This is a genomic window from Roseateles sp. P4_D2 (assembly GCF_056401875.1).
Window position 1 is genome coordinate 398844 of the sequence record NZ_JBFUIM010000002.1, and the last position, 17316, is coordinate 416159.

At 69.1% G+C, this 17316-nt stretch carries 17 protein-coding genes; 10 read left to right on the forward strand and 7 right to left on the reverse strand.

Annotated elements, in window-relative coordinates; all coding sequences use genetic code 11:
* The first annotated feature begins 170 nt into the window (after positions 1-170).
* Complete coding sequence (locus tag AC1DW0_RS05260; protein ID WP_477945121.1) at positions 171-929, forward strand: cytochrome c oxidase assembly protein; 759 nt, start codon at positions 171-173, stop codon at positions 927-929.
* The gene (locus AC1DW0_RS05265; RefSeq protein ID WP_477945122.1) at positions 926-1588 is read left to right on the forward strand and encodes a cytochrome b; all 663 of its coding nucleotides are present in this window, start codon (positions 926-928) and stop codon (positions 1586-1588) included. Before AC1DW0_RS05260 ends, AC1DW0_RS05265 begins: the two co-directional genes overlap by 4 nt.
* Here AC1DW0_RS05265 and AC1DW0_RS05270 read toward each other — a convergent pair.
* The gene (locus AC1DW0_RS05270) at positions 1512-2162 is read right to left on the reverse strand and encodes a c-type cytochrome (RefSeq protein ID WP_477945123.1); all 651 of its coding nucleotides are present in this window, start codon (positions 2160-2162) and stop codon (positions 1512-1514) included. The genes AC1DW0_RS05265 and AC1DW0_RS05270 overlap by 77 nt on opposite strands.
* A 91-nt stretch (positions 2163-2253) precedes the next feature.
* On the opposite strand from AC1DW0_RS05270, the gene AC1DW0_RS05275 reads away from it, so the two are divergent.
* The 3 genes from AC1DW0_RS05275 (at position 2254) to AC1DW0_RS05285 (ending at position 6724) form a co-directional block, all read left to right on the forward strand.
* Positions 2254-2595 (forward strand): c-type cytochrome, encoded by a 342-nt coding sequence (locus tag AC1DW0_RS05275; protein ID WP_477945124.1) that lies wholly within the window; start codon positions 2254-2256, stop codon positions 2593-2595.
* A gap of 254 nt (positions 2596-2849) precedes the next feature.
* Positions 2850-3815 carry a cytochrome c oxidase subunit II gene (gene coxB / locus AC1DW0_RS05280; protein WP_477945125.1) on the forward strand — a complete coding sequence of 322 codons (966 nt, stop codon included), beginning with the start codon at positions 2850-2852 and terminating at the stop codon, positions 3813-3815.
* A 305-nt stretch (positions 3816-4120) separates the two neighbouring features.
* Positions 4121-6724 (forward strand): cbb3-type cytochrome c oxidase subunit I, encoded by a 2604-nt coding sequence (locus AC1DW0_RS05285; RefSeq protein ID WP_477945126.1) that lies wholly within the window; start codon positions 4121-4123, stop codon positions 6722-6724.
* 1 nt (position 6725) lies between these two features.
* Here the strand turns inward: AC1DW0_RS05285 and AC1DW0_RS05290 are convergent, their stop codons facing one another.
* Together AC1DW0_RS05290 and AC1DW0_RS05295 are read right to left on the reverse strand one after the other, a co-directional pair.
* Complete coding sequence (locus AC1DW0_RS05290) at positions 6726-7736, reverse strand: NADP-dependent oxidoreductase (protein ID WP_477945127.1); 1011 nt, start codon at positions 7734-7736, stop codon at positions 6726-6728.
* Positions 7733-8968, reverse strand: a complete 1236-nt coding sequence (locus AC1DW0_RS05295) for an MFS transporter (protein ID WP_457353574.1) — start codon at positions 8966-8968, stop codon at positions 7733-7735. Before AC1DW0_RS05295 ends, AC1DW0_RS05290 begins: the two co-directional genes overlap by 4 nt.
* A gap of 76 nt (positions 8969-9044) precedes the next feature.
* Between AC1DW0_RS05295 and AC1DW0_RS05300 the strand changes: the two genes are divergently transcribed.
* Positions 9045-10013: an AraC family transcriptional regulator gene (locus AC1DW0_RS05300; protein ID WP_056191348.1), complete on the forward strand. Its 969-nt coding sequence runs from the start codon at positions 9045-9047 to the stop codon at positions 10011-10013.
* A gap of 21 nt (positions 10014-10034) precedes the next feature.
* Here the strand turns inward: AC1DW0_RS05300 and sodC are convergent, their stop codons facing one another.
* Together sodC and AC1DW0_RS05310 are read right to left on the reverse strand one after the other, a co-directional pair.
* Complete coding sequence (sodC, locus tag AC1DW0_RS05305) at positions 10035-10571, reverse strand: superoxide dismutase [Cu-Zn] SodC (protein WP_457353577.1); 537 nt, start codon at positions 10569-10571, stop codon at positions 10035-10037.
* A 35-nt stretch (positions 10572-10606) separates the two neighbouring features.
* Complete coding sequence (locus AC1DW0_RS05310) at positions 10607-11230, reverse strand: hypothetical protein (protein WP_457353579.1); 624 nt, start codon at positions 11228-11230, stop codon at positions 10607-10609.
* Positions 11231-11387: 157 nt separating this feature from the next.
* On the opposite strand from AC1DW0_RS05310, the gene AC1DW0_RS05315 reads away from it, so the two are divergent.
* Positions 11388-11705, forward strand: a complete 318-nt coding sequence (locus AC1DW0_RS05315; RefSeq protein WP_457353581.1) for a helix-turn-helix domain-containing protein — start codon at positions 11388-11390, stop codon at positions 11703-11705.
* Between the two features lie 13 nt (positions 11706-11718).
* Here AC1DW0_RS05315 and AC1DW0_RS05320 read toward each other — a convergent pair whose 3' ends face one another.
* Positions 11719-12510 (reverse strand): PEP-CTERM sorting domain-containing protein, encoded by a 792-nt coding sequence (locus AC1DW0_RS05320; RefSeq protein WP_477945128.1) that lies wholly within the window; start codon positions 12508-12510, stop codon positions 11719-11721.
* 192 nt (positions 12511-12702) lie between these two features.
* On the opposite strand from AC1DW0_RS05320, the gene AC1DW0_RS05325 reads away from it, so the two are divergent.
* Together AC1DW0_RS05325 and AC1DW0_RS05330 are read left to right on the forward strand one after the other, a co-directional pair.
* Positions 12703-13956: a cation:proton antiporter gene (locus tag AC1DW0_RS05325; protein ID WP_457353584.1), complete on the forward strand. Its 1254-nt coding sequence runs from the start codon at positions 12703-12705 to the stop codon at positions 13954-13956.
* Positions 13957-14043: 87 nt separating this feature from the next.
* Positions 14044-14508 carry a hypothetical protein gene (locus tag AC1DW0_RS05330; RefSeq protein WP_457353586.1) on the forward strand — a complete coding sequence of 155 codons (465 nt, stop codon included), beginning with the start codon at positions 14044-14046 and terminating at the stop codon, positions 14506-14508.
* A gap of 242 nt (positions 14509-14750) precedes the next feature.
* On the opposite strand, the gene AC1DW0_RS05335 is transcribed toward AC1DW0_RS05330, so the two are convergent.
* A complete protein-coding gene (locus AC1DW0_RS05335; protein WP_477945129.1) occupies positions 14751-16637 on the reverse strand; it encodes a putative Ig domain-containing protein in 1887 nt (628 codons plus the stop codon).
* 156 nt (positions 16638-16793) lie between these two features.
* Between AC1DW0_RS05335 and AC1DW0_RS05340 the strand changes: the two genes are divergently transcribed.
* Positions 16794-17306 (forward strand): YcxB family protein, encoded by a 513-nt coding sequence (locus AC1DW0_RS05340; protein WP_477945130.1) that lies wholly within the window; start codon positions 16794-16796, stop codon positions 17304-17306.
* The last annotated feature ends 10 nt before the right edge of the window (positions 17307-17316 follow it).

A 17316-nucleotide genomic window follows, 5' to 3' on the forward strand; every position in this document is an offset into this window, starting at 1 on the left:
GCGCAAGCTCGCCATCTCGGCGATTGAAACGGCGCTCAAGGGCTGAACGGGCTACGGCAAAAGTTGCCGCAAAGCCTTGCGCTCCCGGACCGGCCCCCTCTCGTGGGGCGGCCACGAACGCGGGCAAGTCGTGTGCCCGTGCAGCGTTGAACTAGACGCGGAAGACGACCATGGACGGCCGGTGGATTCCCTATTGCGGCGAGGCGCCCGGCCCGGACGCTTGGCTGAGCCGATGGAACCTCGACCCGGTGCTCGGCACGGGCCTCGTGCTGCTGGCGCTGGCACTGTGGCGGCCGTCAGCGGCGCAGGCTGCAACGCCGAGACAGCTGCGCTGCCTGCGCTGCGCCTGGGCGTTGGCGGCCCTGCTCTACGTGTCGCCGCTGTGTGCGCTGAGCTCGGCGTTCTTCACCATACGGGTGGTCCATCACATGGCCCTGGTGCTGGCGATGGCGCCGTTGCTGGCCATCGGGCTGGAACGCTGGCTGCGCCGCCTGCCGACACCGCTGTGGACCAGCACCGCCGTCGCCACCGTCACGTTCTGGACCTGGCATGCGCCCGCGCCTTACGCGGCGGCCCTGTCGTCGGTGGCCCTGTACGCACTGATGCAGTTCACGCTGCTGGCCAGCGCGACGGCGTTCTGGATCGCGGTGCGGCGCTCCGGCGCGGTCGCTGCAACGGGCGCCATCCTCGCCACGACGGTGCTGATGGGGTTGCTGGGTGCGCTGATCACGTTCGCCGCGCGGCCGCTGTATGCGCCGCACTTCGCATCGGCGCTGAGCTGGGGCGTCTCGCCGCTGCAGGACCAGCAGCTCGCCGGCATCGTGATGTGGGCGCCAGGCAGCATGGCCTACCTGGCGGCCGCCATGTGGATAGGCTGGCGCTGGATGCGCGCTGAACGTGCGCGCGGCCTGCGTGCCGAAGCGGCATGAATCTCGTTGCCGCCATCGAATGGGCCGAGGGCCACCACCGCCGGGGCCTGTACTCGCCGATCGGCGTGGCCTTTCACTGGGCGATGGCGGCGCTGATGATCTTCCAGCTCGGCTACGGCTGGTACCTCGGCTGGCAGCCGGCGGGCGGCGACAAGTACATCGGCTACCAGACCCACACGGAGGTCGGGCTGGCCATCATGGTGCTGGGCACGCTGCGCTTCCTGTGGCGCAGCCAGATCGGCACGCCCGACAACGTCGACGAGTCATCGTTCTCGGGCAGGGCCAGCCATGTGCTGGAGGTCTGGTTCTATTTCAGCTTCTTCGCGCTGCCGATCAGCGGCTGGGTCATGTGGTCCACGCTGCCCAGCGACCTGCCACTGTCGATCGCCGGCGTCATCCCCTTCCCCAACCTGCCTTTCGACCAGTTGTCCGAGGGCCTGCAGCAGCGCCTGATGGAGTGGGCCGCGACGGCGCATGCCTGGATCGTCTGGATCACGGCGCTGGCCATTCCCGGCCACGCCGGGGCGGCCGTGCTGCATTACGTGATCAAGCGCGACCGCGTGCTGCCCTCGATGTTCGACCTCAACGGGCCGCAGGCGCCGGGCGTGGTGGGATCCGCGCCAGATAAAGGCTCAGCTGATGAACCTCCTCGGGCTTGAGCCGCTGGGCCGCAGTCAGCATCTCATGATTGCCATCATTGCGGCGCTTCGACACTTGCCAGTCCTGCAGCTGCTGGGCGAGGTAGAAGGCCGGCTGGGCGTTCAGCGGCGGCCCCTTCGCGCTGCCGATCCCTTCAGCGCCGTGGCATTGCTGGCAGGCCGCGGCGTACAGCGCCGGGGTCGTCGCGGCGATGGCTTCGGCGGTGGCGGGCGGCAAGGCCTGGGGCGGCAGGCCGGCGTAGTAGTTGGCCACCCGCACGCGTTCGTCGCTGTCGAGAAAGCGCGCCACGTCGCGCATGACCTCGTGCGCGCGCAGCCCCGCCGCGTAGTCCTCCATCTGCTTTTGCAGGTAGCCCGCCGGCAGGCCGGCCAGGCGAGGTGCGTCGAAACCATTGCCCTCGCCGCGCGCGCCGTGGCAGCTCACGCAGGCGTAGCGCGCGCCGCCTTCGCCGCCACTCATCGCGATCAGCTCGCCGCCGCGGCCGAAGCGGTCGTCGCTCGGGCTCATGCGATCGGTGCAGGCGGCGGCCAGCAGCGTGAGGATGATGAGAGTGAGAAGAGACAGGTGGCGCATGGCGGGTGAATCATCATCCCTGGCAAAGGAAGCGCCGAGCAAGTCCCAGCGATGCGCTGCGCGCGAGAGACTTGTTCGGCGCTTCCTATTCGTGCTCGCCTGTGCCTTCCTCGCCGCCTGCGATGGCCCGCCCGACCGCACGCCGACCCTGGGCGACGCGGACGCCGCACGGGGCCGGCAGCTCGTGGCCGACAAGGGCTGCGTGGCCTGCCACACCTTCCCCGACGTGAAATGGCCGCGTGGAGGGCTCGGGCCGTCGCTCGAGAACTTCGGCAGGCAAGGCCTGATCGCAGGGCAGCTGCCGAACCAGCCCGGCTTGTTGATGCAGTTCGTTCGCAACGCACCGTCGATGGTGCCCGGCACGGCCATGCCGGCCATTCCCATGTCCGACCAGGAAGCTCGCGATGTCACCGCCTACCTCCTCACGCTATAGGGCCTGTCATCCTATGAATCCCCCCCGCGTGGCACCCCACAGAGCCTGCAATCTAGGCGCAAACCGCAGCCGGGGTGGGGCCCCGGCGAGGATTTGCAACGACGAGTGCAGGCTCTGTGGGGCGCCACCCGAAGGGCCGGGGCTGCAAGGGGCGCCCCGCGTCGTTGCGAACCTAGGTCGGGGAAGGGCCCCGACCGTCGGCTCGCGCCTAGCGCTGCACCCCTTGCAGCCCCGGCGCGGGGGAGATTCATAGGATGGCAGGCCCTAACCTCGCTGAGGCCCTGAGCGGCTGGCCGCCGCCGGTGCTCGACCCGCACGGGCCGTTCTCCAACTCGGTCACCACGCTGGCCTGGGTGCTGATCGCCCTCTTCACGCTGATCTTCCTGGGCGTGTGCGCGGCGATGTGGGTGGCGCTGTATGGCAGCGACGAGCTGCGCGCCCGGCTCGGCGGCGAGCGCGTCGTCAAGTGGTTCGGCCTGATCATCCCGGCCGGCGTGCTGTTGCTGCTGCTGGCCTGGGGCCTCACGCTGGTTGCCGGCATGTCCACCATCAAAGGCGACGAGCTGCGCATGCGCGTGTCGGGCAACATCTACTGGTGGCGCGTGTCCTACCTCGATGCGGCGGGCCGCGAGACGCTGGCCGACGCCAACGAGCTGCACATCCCGGTCGGCCGCCCCGTCGTGGTTGACATGGTCTCGGAGGACGTCATCCACAGTTTCTGGGTGCCCAAGCTCGGCGGCAAGATGGACATGATCCCCGGCCGCACCAACCGGCTCAAGCTGCAGGCCGACAAGGCGGGCGTCTATGGCGGGCAATGCGCCGAGTTCTGCGGCGGCGCGCATGCGCTGATGGGCTTCGTCGTCGTCGCGCATGAGGCGGCGGACTGGCAGCGGTGGCTGGATTCACGCCTGAAGCCGGCCCCTGAGAGCAACGTCAGCGTCGAGGCGCTGCGCGGCAAGCAGCTCTTCAACGAGGTCGGCTGCGCGGCCTGCCACCGCGTCGCCGGCACCTCGGCGCAAGGCGTGTCGGGACCGGATCTGACCTTCGTCGGATCGCGCCAGTCGCTGGGCGCCGGCATCCTGCCGAACACGCGCGGCACGCTCATCGGCTGGATCGGCGACAGCCAGTCCATCAAGCCGAACAACCGCATGCCCGCCTACCGCTCGCTGAAGGCCGACGAGCTGAACGCGCTCGCCAGCTACATGGAGTCGTTGAAATGAAGCCCCTCGTCCAGCTGCACACCGCTGAACGCGGTGCATCTGACCGGTCCCCCGCGGGGACGGCGATGCCCGCGGCGTTGAGCCGCGAGCACATCGCCATCGCGGGCCGGCTCGGGAGCGGCCCAGCGCTCGGCCCGAAATGCGCCGGTTTCATGCGTCGCGGGTGCCGCGAACGCGGAATGGACAACTGAAATGAACTCCAAACAAAGCCACAGTGGCACAGAGACACGGAGAGGCTTTCATCTCGGCTCCTCTGTGTCTCTGTGCCTCTGTGGCTGTGTTCCAAAGTCAGCGGAGCAACAGAGATGACGCACCCCGCCGCCCCAGGCGTCGAAGGCGCCATCCACGCAGCAGCATCCAAGCCGTCCGAAACCGGCTTCAACACGGATCTCTACGCGCGTTTTCCGACCCAGGGCGGCCTGCCCGCGGGCGAGCTCGAGGCGCTGGAGAAGACCTGGGAAACGCCGACCGGCTGGCGCGCGTTCAGCGCCGTCAACAACAACTTCATCGGCTTCCTGTTCATCGCCACGGCCTTCGGCTTCTTCATTGCCGCGGGCATCCTGTCGCTGGTGATGCGCGTGCAGCTGGCCGCGCCGCTGGCCGGCGTCGTGCCGCAGGAGACCTACAACCAGCTGTTCACGATGCACGGCTCGGTGATGATGTTCCTGTTCGCCGTGCCGGCCGTCGAGGCCATTGCGGTGCTGCTGCTGCCGCAGATGCTGGCCGCGCGCGACCTGCCCTTCCCGCGGCTGTCGGCCTATTCGTATTGGGCCTATGCGATTGGCGGCATCGTCTTCTTCGGCTCGGTCTTTTTCAGCCTGGCGCCCTCGGGCGGCTGGTTCATGTACCCGCCGCTGAGCTCGGGGGTCTACGCCAAGGGCATCAACGCCGACTTCTGGCTGCTGGGCATCGGCTTCATCGAGATCAGCGCGATCGCCGGCGCCATCGAACTCATCGTCGGCGTGCTGCGCACGCGAGCCCCGGGCATGACGCTGGCCAAGATGCCGGTGTACGCCTGGGCCATCCTGATCTTCGGCGTCATGATCATCCTGGCCTTTCCGGCCATGATCATGGTGACCTTCCTGCTGGAGCTGGAGCGCGCCTTCAACTGGCCGCTGTTCGACGCCACCCGCGGCGGCGACCCGCTGCTGTACCAGCACCTGTTCTGGTTCTTCGGTCACCCCGACGTCTACATCATCTTCATCCCGGCCTCGGCGATGGTGTCGACCATGGTCGTCACCGTCGCGCAGAAGAAGCTGGTCGGCCACGAGCTCGTCGTGCTGGCGATGATCGCCACCGGCTTCATCAGCTTCGGCGTGTGGGCCCACCACATGTTCACGGTCGGCATGCCGGAGCTGGCGGCGGGCTACTTCTCGGCCGCGTCGATGGCAGTGGCCGTTCCCGCGGGCGCCCAGGTGTTCGCATGGATCTGCACGCTCGCGTCTGGCCGTGTGCAGCGCAACGTGCCGTCGCTGTTCCTGGTCGGCGGCATCCTCATCTTCGTGATGGGGGGCTTGAGCGGCGTCATGGTGGGCATGGTCGCCTTCGACGGCCAGGCGCACGACACCTACTTCGTTGTCGCGCATTTCCACTACGTGTTGATCGGCGGCATGCTGTTCCCGCTGTTCGCCGGCTTCTATTACTGGACGCCGATGATCAACGGCCAGCAGTTGTCGGAGCGGCTCGGGCGCTGGGTGTTCTGGCTCAGCTTTGTCGGCGTGCACGTCTGCTTCCTGCCCATGCACCTGACCGGGCTGATGGGCATGCCGCGGCGCGTCAACACCTACCTGCCCGACCGGGCCTGGGACCTGCCGAACCTCATCTCCACCGTGGGCGCCTTCATCATGGCCGCAGGTGCGCTGCTGTTCGTCATCGACGCGGTGCGCTGCTACGCCCGTGGCGGCAGCAGCGGCAATGCCCGCAATGCGTTCCATGGGGGCACACTGGAATGGCTGTCGGCGGGCAACTACGGCGTGCGCTCCATCCCGGTGGTCAACGACCTGGAGCCGTTGTGGGCCGACCCCCAACTGGCCAACGACGCGCAAGCCGGGCGCTACTTCCTGCCCAACACGGCCACCGGCCAGCGCGAAACGCTCGTCACCAGCCCCGCGCGCGCCGAGCCGCAGTACGTGCAGATCATGCCGGGGCCGTCCTGGTGGCCGTTGCTGTCGGCGCTGTTCACGGCCGGCTTCTTCCTGCTGCTGACGGTGAAGGCCATGACGTTGAGCGCCGTCTGCGGCGTGCTGACCGTGTTCTGCCTGATGCGCTGGGTGTGGAGCAACGACCGGCACCTGCCACCGCAGCAGAGCCAGGTCGACGCTGGCGCCGGCATCCTGCTGCCGACCTATGTGGCCGGCCCGCAGGCGCACGGCTGGTGGGCTGCGGTGCTGCTCGACATCGTGCTCGGGACGATCTTCCTGATGGCGATGTTCGGCTACCTCTACCTGTACGCCGCGCATCCCGACTGGTGGCTGCTCAAGGCACCGCGCGGTGCGCTGGTGCCCGGCCTGGTGCTGCTCGCAGCATCGGCGGGCATGGCCTACGCCGCCCGGCCGCTGATGGCCCGGCTCAAGCGCGGCAGTGGCGCCAGCGCCGTGCTGATGGGCCTGAGCGCGGCCTGCCTGGCCGCCGCGCTGGCCGTGGACGTGCTCGACTGGTGGCACGCCGGGCTGCGCGGCGATGCCAGCGGCCAGGGCGCGACGGTCTACGCGATGCTGGCCTGGCACGGCAGCGTCGTGGCGGCCGTGGTGCTGGCGGCGTTCTTCTACGCGCTGCGCTGGATGCGCGGCCTGGCGCCGCGCCCGGCCAACAAGACGCTGGAGGCGTTGCGCCTGCTGTTCATCTACGCCGCGCTGGAGGGTGCCGCCGGCCTGCTGCTGCCGCGGCTGCTGCCGTGGGGAGGTGCGTGAATCAAGCGACCTTCACCACCGTCTTGCCGAAGTTGCCGCCCTGCAGCAGCCGCGCCAGCGCGGCGGGCGCCTGCTCCAGCCCGTCGACGATGTCCTCGCGCAGCGTGATGCGCCCTGAATCCAGCCAGGCGCTCATCTCGCGGCGGAAGGTGTCGAAGCGTTCGCCATAGTGGTCCAGGATGATGAAACCCTGCATGCGGATGCGCTTGGCCAGCAGCGTGGCGACGAGGCCAGGCAGGCGGTCGGGACCGGTGGGCGGCGCGGCATCGTTGTAGTGCGAGATGAAGCCGCAGACCGGCACGCGGGCGTGCAGGTTGAGCAGCGGCAGCACGGCGCTGAACACCGCACCGCCGACGTTCTCGAAATAGACGTCGATGCCCTCCGGGCAGGCCGCCGCCAACCGCGTGGCGAGGTCTGGCGCGTGGCGATCCAGGCAGGCGTCAAAGCCCAGCGTTTCCACGGCGTGGCGGCATTTGTCGGCGCCGCCGGCAATGCCGACGACGCGGGCGCCCTTGAGCTTGGCCAGCTGGCCGACGACAGCGCCGACCGCACCCGTGGCCGCGGCGACGACGACGGTCTCGCCCGGCTTGGGCTGGCCGATGTCCAGCAGCCCGACATAGGCCGTGAAGCCCGGCATGCCCAGGCCACCCAGTGCGTGCGACGGTTGCGTCACGTCGCCCAGAGCCAGCAGGTCGCTGCCGTCGCTCACGGCGTATTCCTGCCAGCCAGCGTTGGCCAGCACCAGCTCGCCTTGCTTGAAGGCCCGGTGCCGTGACGCGACGACGCGGCTGACTGTGCCGCCCACCATGACGCCGCCCAGCGGCACCGGCGGTGCATAGCCGGGCCCCACCGGCGCCATCAGGTTGCGCATATACGGGTCGACTGACAGGTAGAGCGTGCGCAGCAGCACCTGGCCGTCGGCGGGTTCGGGCACGGGCTGGGTGTCGAGGTGGAAGTGCTCCGGCCCGGGCAAGCCTTGCGGGTAGGCGGCGAGAGTGAGGCGGCGGTTCATTGCGCACCTCGGGCGACGGCGCGCGGACCATGGCGCAGCGTCAGCAGCGTGCCCAGCGTCAACGCAACGACAGCAAAGGCCGGGCCGCCCAGCGCGCCAATGCGGTCCACCAGCAGGCCGCCTCCGATGGCGCCGCTGGCTATGGCGATCTGGAAAGCTGCCACCAGCAGGCCGCCGGCGCCCTCGGCCTGGTCGGGCGCGGCGCGCACGATCCAGGTCTGGAAGCCCACCGGGAAGGCGCCGAACGCAAAACCCCACAGCGTGATGGCCACGGCGGTGACGGCGGCCGATTGGCCGGCCACCAGCAGACAGGCCGCCAGCACTGCGATCAACACGCCGCCGAACACGATGGCGTGGCGCTCGCTGCGCCCGGCCAGCCAGCCGCCGGCGAAGTTGCCGAAGAAGCCGCCGATGCCATAGCCCAGCAGCACGCCCGAGATGGCGCCGACCGACAGGTGCGTGACCTGCTCCATCAGCGGCCGGATGTAGGTGAAGCCGGCAAAGTGGCCGGAGATGACCAGCAGCACCGCCAGCAGCGCCACGCGCACCGGCGGGCGGCGCAGCAGCTCGGCCAGCACACGCAGATCCGGCTTGTCGCGCGGCGGCAGGGCCGGCAGCGTGGCCGCCTGCACGGCCAGCGTGACGAGGCTGACCATACCGGCCGCGATGAAGGCGCTGCGCCAGCCCCACACGTCGCCCATCCACGCGCCGATGGGCGCGGCACAGACGGTGGCGACCGACACGCCGGTCAGGATGACCGACATGGCGCGGGCGAACAGGTTTTCGGGCACCAGGCGCATCGCCAGCGCCGCCGACATCGACCAGAAGCCACCCAGTGCGACACCGAGCATCACCCGCGCGACGAGCAGCGCTGCCAGGCTGCCGGCAGTGGCAGCCAGGAGGTTGGACAGCACCAGCAGCGCGCTCAGCGCCAGCATGACGAGGCGGCGGTCCAGCCGGCGCGTCAGCAGCGGCAGGGCGGGCGCGGCGACGGCGCCGACCAGGGCCGTGGCGGTGACGGCCTGGCCGGCTGCGCCGTCGCTGATGCCGAGGTCGGTGGCCATGGCCGTCAGCAGGCTGGCCGGCAGGAACTCGGCCATGACGAGGCCGAACACGCCCATCGTCAGCGAGGCGACGGCCGGCCAGCGGGCGGTGGTGTGGGCCGGGGCGGGCGCGGCGATGGCGCGGCCACCGGGGTCGGTGGGGCAGGCAGTGCAGGAAGAGGAAGTCACGGCGGCAAGTCCCTTTGTCAGCGAGGTCTGAATGCTAGGAATAGGCTGCCGGCGATTGAATGCCAGGAACGCCGAGATGCTTGACTTTTCGTCCAGACCCGAGGGCCGCGACACCCTGACCGAGATCCTGCTGGGCCTGCGCCTGGACGGCGTCGAGTACGGCCGCTGCATCCTGCGCGCGCCCTGGGCCGTGGCCTTCCCGGCGCAGCGCTCGGCGCGCTTTCACTTCGTTGGACACGGCGGCTGCTGGCTGCGCACCGCAGCCACCGACTGGGTGCGGCTGAACGCCGGCGACGCGGTGCTGCTGCCGCACGGCAGCTTTCACGTGCTGGCCAGCGCGCCCGACGTGCCGGCGGTGGACATCGACTCGCTGTCGCGGGTCGCCGTGTCGGAGAACATCTATTTGGTCGGCGCCGCACCCGGCTCCGCCGCCGCGGTGGTGGACGACGCCACCGACGTGATGTTCTGCGGCGCGCTGCGCTTCAACCTCGACCCGCTGCACCCCCTCATCGCGATGATGCCGCCCGTCATGCTGGCCGGCGACCTGGCGCAGAAAGACGCGACGGTGCCCGTGCTGCTGGACGCGATGGAGCGCGAGGTGGCGCTGGACCGCATCGGCGCCTGCGGCATCCTGGCGCGGCTGGCCGACGCGCTGGCCGCCAGCATCATCCGCGCCTGGGTGGAATGCGGCTGCAGCGACGCCACCGGCTGGATTGCCGCGGTGCGTTGCCCCAAGATCGGCAAGGTCGTCGCAGCCATCCACGCCGAGCCCGAACGCGACTGGAGCCTGCCCGAACTGGCCGACGTCATGGGCGCCTCACGCTCCAGTTTTGCCGACGCCTTCACGCGCACCATGGGCGAGAGCCCGGCCCGCTACGTCGCCAAGATCAAGATGTTCCAGGCCCGCCGCTGGATCGCCCAGGACGGCATGCGCGTGGCGACGGCGGCGGACCGGCTGGGCTATGAATCGGAGGCGTCGTTCAGCCGGGCGTTCAAGCGGGTGATCGGGCATGCGCCGAGTGCGGCGCGGGGGCCGTCGCCCTGAAGCACCGGCCCGGCGCCGCCCTCATTGCTCCCGCGCCCCCGACGGCGTCACGCCGCAGGCCATGCGACCCCCGCCGCCGCCCAACGGCATCGGGTGGTCGGCATGGTTGTCGCCGCCGATGTGGATCATCAGTGAGCGTGCACGCAGGTCGTCGAGCTTCAGCCGTGGCGCCAGCACGGCATGGCTGGCGCGCTCGTCGCCTTCCACCACCAGCGCGGGCAGGTCGCCCAGGTGGCCGTCGCCCCAGGGCGTGCCGTGGCGCTTGCTGCCTAGCGGGTCCAGATGGGCGCCCGCCGCCAGGCCGGGCACGGGCTGGCCATCGCGCAGGCCCGGCGCGCAGCTCGGGTTCTCGTGCACATGAAAGCCGTGGATGCCTTGCGGCAGGCCGCTCAGCGCCGGTGTGAAGACCAGGCCGTAAGCCGACTCGGTCACGATCACCTCGCCGATCGCCCGGGCCGCGCCCGTGCTGTCGATCAGGTGCATGGGCACGGTGATGGCCGCAGCCTGGGCCGCGGCGACGGGAATGGCCAGCAGTGTGGCGATGGAGAACAAGCGCATGGTGGGTCTCCCTGACAGCGGGCCGGACACCTCGTTCAGCCCTGCCCTGACAGACGTGCCGCCGGCGCCGAGGCGGACACGCGCCGCCGCCCCGCCGCGCCCAGGCCGCCCATGGCCACGGCCACCAGCGCCACGCTGGCGGGCTCGGGAATGCCGCTGACCGCCTCGACACGCAGGTCGAAGGCGCCGAAGTTGTCGCGGTAGAAGGTGTCATTGACCGAGGCGTAGATGTGGCCGGCGGTGGCCAGCGTCAGCGTCAGCATGTCGCCGATCAGGAACCAGTCGTCCGCCTGCGCGGCACTCGGGTCGGTGCCCAGGAAGGCGCCGGCGTTGAGGGTGCCGATGAGAGCGCCGATCCGGGCGTTCAGGCCGGCCCGCCCGTAGTGGTCGTCGGCGGTGTAGGACCCGTTCGGGTTGAAGCTCGCCACCAGCGGCGGGCAGGTGATGGTGGCGGCGGGCGAGCCGTCCGGCCGTATCAAGGCGCTGCCGCCCCCGCAGACGTCGACCGTGCCGGAACCCATCAGCGTGTAGCTGCCGGCGGCGAACAGGCCGAAGTCGGTCAGCCCGCCCGCCGACGAGACGGGGGCGGCCTGGGCCAGGGGCAGGAAGGCGGCGCAGGCCAGGGCGAGCGCGAGGCGGCGATAGAGAGAGCGTTGCATGGGTCCTCCGACGGGGTCGGGCCGGCGCACAGCGCACCGGTCCTGCTCTTCCAGACGGGCTGCCGGGCACAAAGCGGACAAGGGATGTGCGGGCAGGCGAGACCTGGCCGATGCGCCTACAGGCGGGGGCGCGAGGTGCCCGTCATCGGGGCGCAAGTTGCGTTGCCCCAAGATCAGCACGGTCGTCGCTGCCATCCACGCCGAGCCCGAGCGCGAAGGGAGCCTGCCCGAGCTGGCCGACGTCATGGGCGCCTCACGCTCCAGCTTTGCCGACGCCTTCACGCGCACCGTGGGCGAGAGCCCGGCCCGCTACGTCGCCAAGATCAAGATGTTCCAGGCGCGCCGCTGGATCGCCCAGGACAGCATGCGCGTGGCCACGGCCGCCGACCGGCTGGGCTATGAATCGGAGGCATCATTCAGCCGGGCGTTCAAGCGGGTGATCGGGCATGCGCCCAGTGCGGCGCGGGCAGGCTGAAAGCGGCCTGAGGTCAACGCCAGCCGCGTGCGATTTCAGCCCTGCGACGACGCGCGATGCAGGCGATGCCCGCCAGCCCGGCCAACCACAACAGGGCCGTCTCGGGCTCCGGCACCGCCAATGCCTGTTGGGCGAATTCGAAGCTGACGGTGCCGAAGCGAGCCCCATGTGCGGCGTCGGGCGAGTACTCGTAGGCCCTGAGGTTGGCGGCGTAGATCAAGGTGCCCGGCAGCACGGCGCCATAGTCAACGGCGTCGGTGATCCGCGTGAACCCGGCGTTGTTGACCGCCGCGGTGGCGCTGTTCAGATTGGCGTAGACGATGGCGTCGAAGCTGGTCTGCGTGACCACCACGTTGCCCATCGCCACCGAGTAGCCGCTGAGGCCCATCCCAGCCGCGTTGGTGATGCTGAAGTAGGCCAGCGTCGCATCGATGTAGTTACCGGTCTTGACCGTCTGGGCAAACGGGTCGAAGCGGGAGGCCTGGCCCACGACGCCGAAGTCCATCGCCAGCGTGAAGCCGATGCTGCCGGGGCTGCTGTCGGGCGTGAAGACGATTGCCGCAGCGTCCGGCGCCAGCTTCGTGTTGCCGGCAAACGGCCCGTTGTTCCAGACCGGGTGCGAGGGCAGCTGCCGCTGGGTGAAATCGAAGTTGGAGCCTGCGATGGTGCAGTTGCCGAGCGCGAGGATCTGGTCGAACGTCGCGGTCGGGCAGACCGTGGCAGACGCGGGGGCCGACAGCACCAGCGCCAAGGCTGGCGCCAGCAGCGTGGCAAGGGGACTACGCTGGCTTGTCGCAGAGGTCATGGGGCTCTCCTGATCGTGGGTTGGAGCCGCCGATGTTGCGCGCCCGTCCGACGGCGCTCCACCCACGGATGACCCACAGTCGAGCCGGGCAAGGGTCGTCGCGCCCCTGTTGGCGGGCCGAATGAGCGCTGCGGGGTGGCCACCTAAAATTCACCGCCCCAGCGTGCCGTTCAGGCGCCGTTCAACGATCCGATGACGACCACCACCCTGCTCCTGCAACTCATCGTCATCCTCGGCGTGGCCCGCGGCTGCGGCTGGTTGCTGCGTCATCTGGGCCAGCCGCAGGTGGTGGGCGAGATGGCGGCCGGCCTCGTGCTCGGGCCGGCTGTCATGGGCTTCTACCTGCCCGACCTGCATGCCCAGCTGTTCGCCAAGCCCTTGCTGGGTGGCCTGAACGCGCTGGCCACGCTGGGCCTGGTGCTGTTCATGTTCGTCGTCGGCCTGGAGATCCGCGCGCCGGGCGGCCTGCGCTTGCAGCTGCGTGCCGCCGGCAGCGTCGGCCTGCTCAGCGTCATCGCGCCGGCCGCGCTGGCCCTGGCCATCACGCCGGCCCTCTACTCGGTTTACCCGGGCTTGGCGCCGGCGGGCGTGGGCTTCTGGCCCTTTGCGCTGTTCATGACGGCCGCCGTGTCCATCACCGCCTTCCCCGTCATGGCGCGCATCCTCAAGGACCGCGGCATGACGCAGACCCGCTTCGGCCAGCTGGCCCTGGCGGGCGCTGCGGTCGTCGACGTGTTCGCCTGGGTGCTGCTGGCCTTTGTCGTCGCCCTTGCGGGAGTGGGTGAAGGCTATGCCGGCCTGACCCGGATCGCCGCCGGCACGCTGGCCATCCTCGCCGTCCTCTATTTCGTCGTGCGACCGGTCTATGCCCGGCTGCTGGCCGCCCGGGCGCCCGATGGCGAGCCGTCGCTGGGCGTGCTGGCGGCGCTGATGCTGGGCTTGCTGGGCTGTGCCGCCGCGACCGAATGGCTGCACCTGCACGCGGTGTTCGGCGCCTTCCTGTTCGGCGCCACGCTGCCGCGCGACGACCGCCTGCTGCAGTCGCTGATGCAGCGCATCGAGCCGCTGTCCATCGTGCTGCTGATGCCGCTGTTCTTCGCGCTGGCCGGCCTGTCGACGACGCGCTCGGCCTTTGCCGGCGGCGCCCTGGGCGCCATGCTGCTGGTGGTGGGCGTGGCGACGGTCGGCAAGCTGGTGGGCGGCTGGCTGGGCGCCCGCGTGGCCGGCCTCAACGGCGCCGAGAGCATGGCCACCGGCGCGCTGATGAACGCCCGCGGCCTGATGGAGCTCATCGTCATGAAGGTCGGCCTGGACGTCGGCCTCATCGGGCCCGACATGTTCACCATCCTGCTCATCATGGCCCTGGCCACGACGGCCATGACCAGTCCGCTGATCACGTTGGCATTGCGCTACCGCAAGCGGGTCAAGGGCGCGAAGGCGGCCTGAGTCGAGCGGCGGCAAGGCGACTAACATGGCCGCCCATCTGAATCGTTAGGCGAGCGCTGGCTTCTCCGGTGCAGCCTCCCCGCCGGCATGCGCCATCACTCACTCCTGTCACCGGCTATCACGCTGGCGTCCCTGCTGCTCGGTTTGGCCGCCTGCGGGGGCGGAGGCGACAACACGGAGTCGGTCGGCTGCCCGGCGATCGTCCTGAGCGACGGGCCTGCACTCATCCTCGCTTCCGTGCAGAGCGCCGCCACGTCTGCATCCATTCCGGTGGTCATTCTGAGCGACATGACGGCCAACGGCCTGAGCTTTTCGGCGGAGCTGTATTCACCGACGCAGAGCTTGAACGTACGCACGGTCGGCAAGACGCTGGAATGCACGCTGCCTTGCGGCTTCTCGTCGGCAACGGGCGAACAGTCCTTCACCGTCTCGGCCCCCGGCTACGTGCCGCTCAAGGTGACCGCCCAAGGCTCGTACGCCTCCAGCCGCGGGATCTGCCCGCCGACGCTGACGGATGGCCATCGAATCACGGTGAAGCTGGAGCCCATCTAAGCGGCGAGCCGGGCGGCCTGTCCGCCAGATCTCCGCCTCGTCCTTTGGCGTTCGTCGCGTGCCGGTCACGGCTCCGTAGGTTGGGGGAGCCACTCGAACCCCAGCTTCGACGATGCCGCGCCCCGGCAATACCGCTCTGCCGCCGTCAGTGTTGGGGTTCACCGCGTTCACCCCAACCTACCGGGCTGCGCCCGGGGCCGCCGCACGCAGGTGCACTGCGCTCTCGCCCGGATTTGGCTGACTTATTGAACGTTGATGGCCGTGATCGTTGCCGTCGAGCCGGACCAGCCGGCTTGCGACACGATGTACAGAATGCCGTTCGGTGACAGCGCGAGATTGCCCGATGCTGGATAGCTCCAGATCGTTCGGTGTGCCGAGCGATCGATGACGTAGGTCGAGGTGTTGGTACTGATGATCACGGTGTTCTTCGTGAGCAGGACCTCACTGACGAATTCCGTATCGCCAGACGCCTGGGGCGTCCAGGACCAGAGCAGCGAGCCGTCGGCTTCCGAGCGGGCCTCGAGTCGCAAGGGGTTGTTATTGGCCGCGTAGACGACGCCCGCGTCATAGGCCGGCGTCGAGGGGTAGACGCCCCTGATGGACCAGTCGACGGTCCGCGACTGGAGGTTGAAGTGCAGGAGTGAATTGCCGATCCCTCCGCCATTCAGAAAGCTGTTGGCATAGGCCGCGGCGAACACGGAGTTGGCGCCGCCGAGGACGGGGGAGCCGCCGATTTCGTAGATGTAGTTCGTGAAGGACGGATCGGCGATGCTCATCTTGAGCGCGCCGGAAACAGGGTCGAACACCTGCAGGGAGTTGCCGGTATAGGCATACACCGCGTTGGCGTCGACGGCTGGGGTCCACGCAGATTGCTGTGCGGCTCCGGCAAAGTACAACTCGGTGCCCTGCGTGCTGAATGCATACAGCCCGCCGTAGGTTCCCGCGTTGGTGTACACGCCTGAGGGCCCCACGGTGGGCGCGAGATAGTGCTCCCACTGAGATGACATGCGGGACTTGAACAGCACGGTGCCGTTGCTGGCGTCCAGGCCGAACATATAGGTCGACGATTGCTGACCGGCCGCGACATAGACGACCCCGTTGCTGACGGCCGGGGGATTTGTGGAAGGGTAGGGCAGCTCGCCGAAGCTGTAGCTCCAGACGCTGGCACCGTCATGCTCACGCCGAGCCGAAACGGCGTTGTCTCCGGCGATGTAGAAGTTGCCGCCTGCCGTGGTGACCGTGCCGAGGTTGAAGCGGCCGTTGAAATAGATGAAGGACGGCACCGTGATTTGCCAGCGGGTGTCGAACTTGTTGGCGTCGAGCGTGACCGGCACGTAACCGGTGTGGGCGGCGTTGCCCTGGAACGTGGCCCATTCCGGTGCGCCCGCGACGGGCGAGAGCGCCGTCAGGTGATTGCCCGGCCAGGCGCCACCTGCGGCAAGGACGTTGACGCTGTAGTTCACGAACAGCGTCGACGTCGCCTGCGGCGCAGCGCAGGCCGCGTCCTGGCAGAGGCTCACCACCGCCTGCCCGGCATGGACGCCTGCAGTGGCGGAGCCGGCGGTCGAAAACTCCAGGGCATAGCTGCCACCGCTGGCGGTGACTGCGACGGTCGAGCCGATCACGCCGTCCTTGTCGCTCGCCTTGGCGTAGACGGTGCCAGTGAGGCCGAGCGCCGCGCCGTCGAGCGTCACCAGCGGAAAGACCGAGGTGCCCGCCACCGTCATGCGAGTGACCTTGGCGGCAGGCTGGACAGCCAGGCGGATCTTTGCATTGGCCGAGCCGCCGGGCCCCGTCGCCGTGACGGTGAAGTCGGCGGGAGCGGTGCCGGCGGTAGGCGTGCCCGAGATGGCGCCCGTGGTGGTGTTCAACGCAAGGCCGGCCGGCAGCGCGGGTGCGACGCTGAACGACGTCACGGTGCCTGATGTGGTCGGCGCCAGCGTCGATGTCGCCTGGTCCTGCACGTAGGCCTGGGGTGCGGCGTAGGACAGCGTCGGTGCTGGCGGCGTCGGCGTGCTGCTGCCGCCCCCACCGCCACAGCCGATGGAAATTGCAGCGCAAACCAAGGCTGCGCAAAGACCCGTGGCCCTCATATCCGTCCTCCCCGTGCTTTTGATGTCGTCCCGCATGCGGGCGCGGCGATTCTAGAAGCGCCCTGGCGCAGCATTCGGGGTGGATGCCGAAGGCGCTGATGGCATTCTTCACGGCCCCCAATTGCTTGCTGATCACGCTTGCGTTGCGCTACCGGCGGCGGGTGGAGAACGCCAGAGCCGCCTGAGCTCGCCATGCAGATCCAGCTGAGTTCCGACGACTATCTGTCAGCGATTCGCGCCGGCTTCAAGCCTCGCCCTGCATTTGCAGTGCTCGGCATCTTGATCGTCGTCCTTGCCCTGGCCGCATTGGTCTTCATGCTGGGTTCGTGGTGGCGAGGGGAAGGCTCCTGGTCTGATGTGCTGGGCGTGCTGGCGATCTGCTACTTCCCCGCCTGGTATTGGCTTTATCTGCCATGGAAGGTGCGGCGTCTGTATGCGCAGCAGCGCTCACTTCACCAGCCGGCATCGGTCGAGATTGGCGAAGCCGGCCTGCAGTTCAGAACCGTGAATGGTGAAGGGCTTCTGCCTTGGGGGAACGTCTACCGGTGGAGAGAGACCAAGGTGGTTTTTGTTCTCTACCAATCGGACGTGTTGTTCAACTTGATCCCCAAGCGATGCTTTGGCTCGGTGGAAGCTCAAGGTGAATTCAGGGCAATGCTGGTGCGCCAGGTGGGGCCTGCCAATACGCCGCGCAAGCTGTCTTGAGGCCCGGCAG

Bases quoted from the DNA above. Each gene is read 5' to 3' on its own strand.
- AC1DW0_RS05260 (WP_477945121.1), top strand. From the start codon at position 171: ATGGACGGCCGGTGGATTCCCTATTGCGGCGAGGCGCCCGGCCCGGAC.
- AC1DW0_RS05265 (WP_477945122.1), top strand. From the start codon at position 926: ATGAATCTCGTTGCCGCCATCGAATGGGCCGAGGGCCACCACCGCCGG.
- AC1DW0_RS05270 (WP_477945123.1), bottom strand. From the start codon at position 2,162: ATGCGCCACCTGTCTCTTCTCACTCTCATCATCCTCACGCTGCTGGCC.
- coxB (WP_477945125.1), top strand. From the start codon at position 2,850: ATGGCAGGCCCTAACCTCGCTGAGGCCCTGAGCGGCTGGCCGCCGCCG.
- AC1DW0_RS05285 (WP_477945126.1), top strand. From the start codon at position 4,121: ATGACGCACCCCGCCGCCCCAGGCGTCGAAGGCGCCATCCACGCAGCA.
- AC1DW0_RS05290 (WP_477945127.1), bottom strand. From the start codon at position 7,736: ATGAACCGCCGCCTCACTCTCGCCGCCTACCCGCAAGGCTTGCCCGGG.
- AC1DW0_RS05300 (WP_056191348.1), top strand. From the start codon at position 9,045: ATGCTTGACTTTTCGTCCAGACCCGAGGGCCGCGACACCCTGACCGAG.
- sodC (WP_457353577.1), bottom strand. From the start codon at position 10,571: ATGCGCTTGTTCTCCATCGCCACACTGCTGGCCATTCCCGTCGCCGCG.
- AC1DW0_RS05310 (WP_457353579.1), bottom strand. From the start codon at position 11,230: ATGCAACGCTCTCTCTATCGCCGCCTCGCGCTCGCCCTGGCCTGCGCC.
- AC1DW0_RS05320 (WP_477945128.1), bottom strand. From the start codon at position 12,510: ATGACCTCTGCGACAAGCCAGCGTAGTCCCCTTGCCACGCTGCTGGCG.
- AC1DW0_RS05325 (WP_457353584.1), top strand. From the start codon at position 12,703: ATGACGACCACCACCCTGCTCCTGCAACTCATCGTCATCCTCGGCGTG.
- AC1DW0_RS05330 (WP_457353586.1), top strand. From the start codon at position 14,044: ATGCGCCATCACTCACTCCTGTCACCGGCTATCACGCTGGCGTCCCTG.
- AC1DW0_RS05335 (WP_477945129.1), bottom strand. From the start codon at position 16,637: ATGCGGGACGACATCAAAAGCACGGGGAGGACGGATATGAGGGCCACG.
- AC1DW0_RS05340 (WP_477945130.1), top strand. From the start codon at position 16,794: ATGCAGATCCAGCTGAGTTCCGACGACTATCTGTCAGCGATTCGCGCC.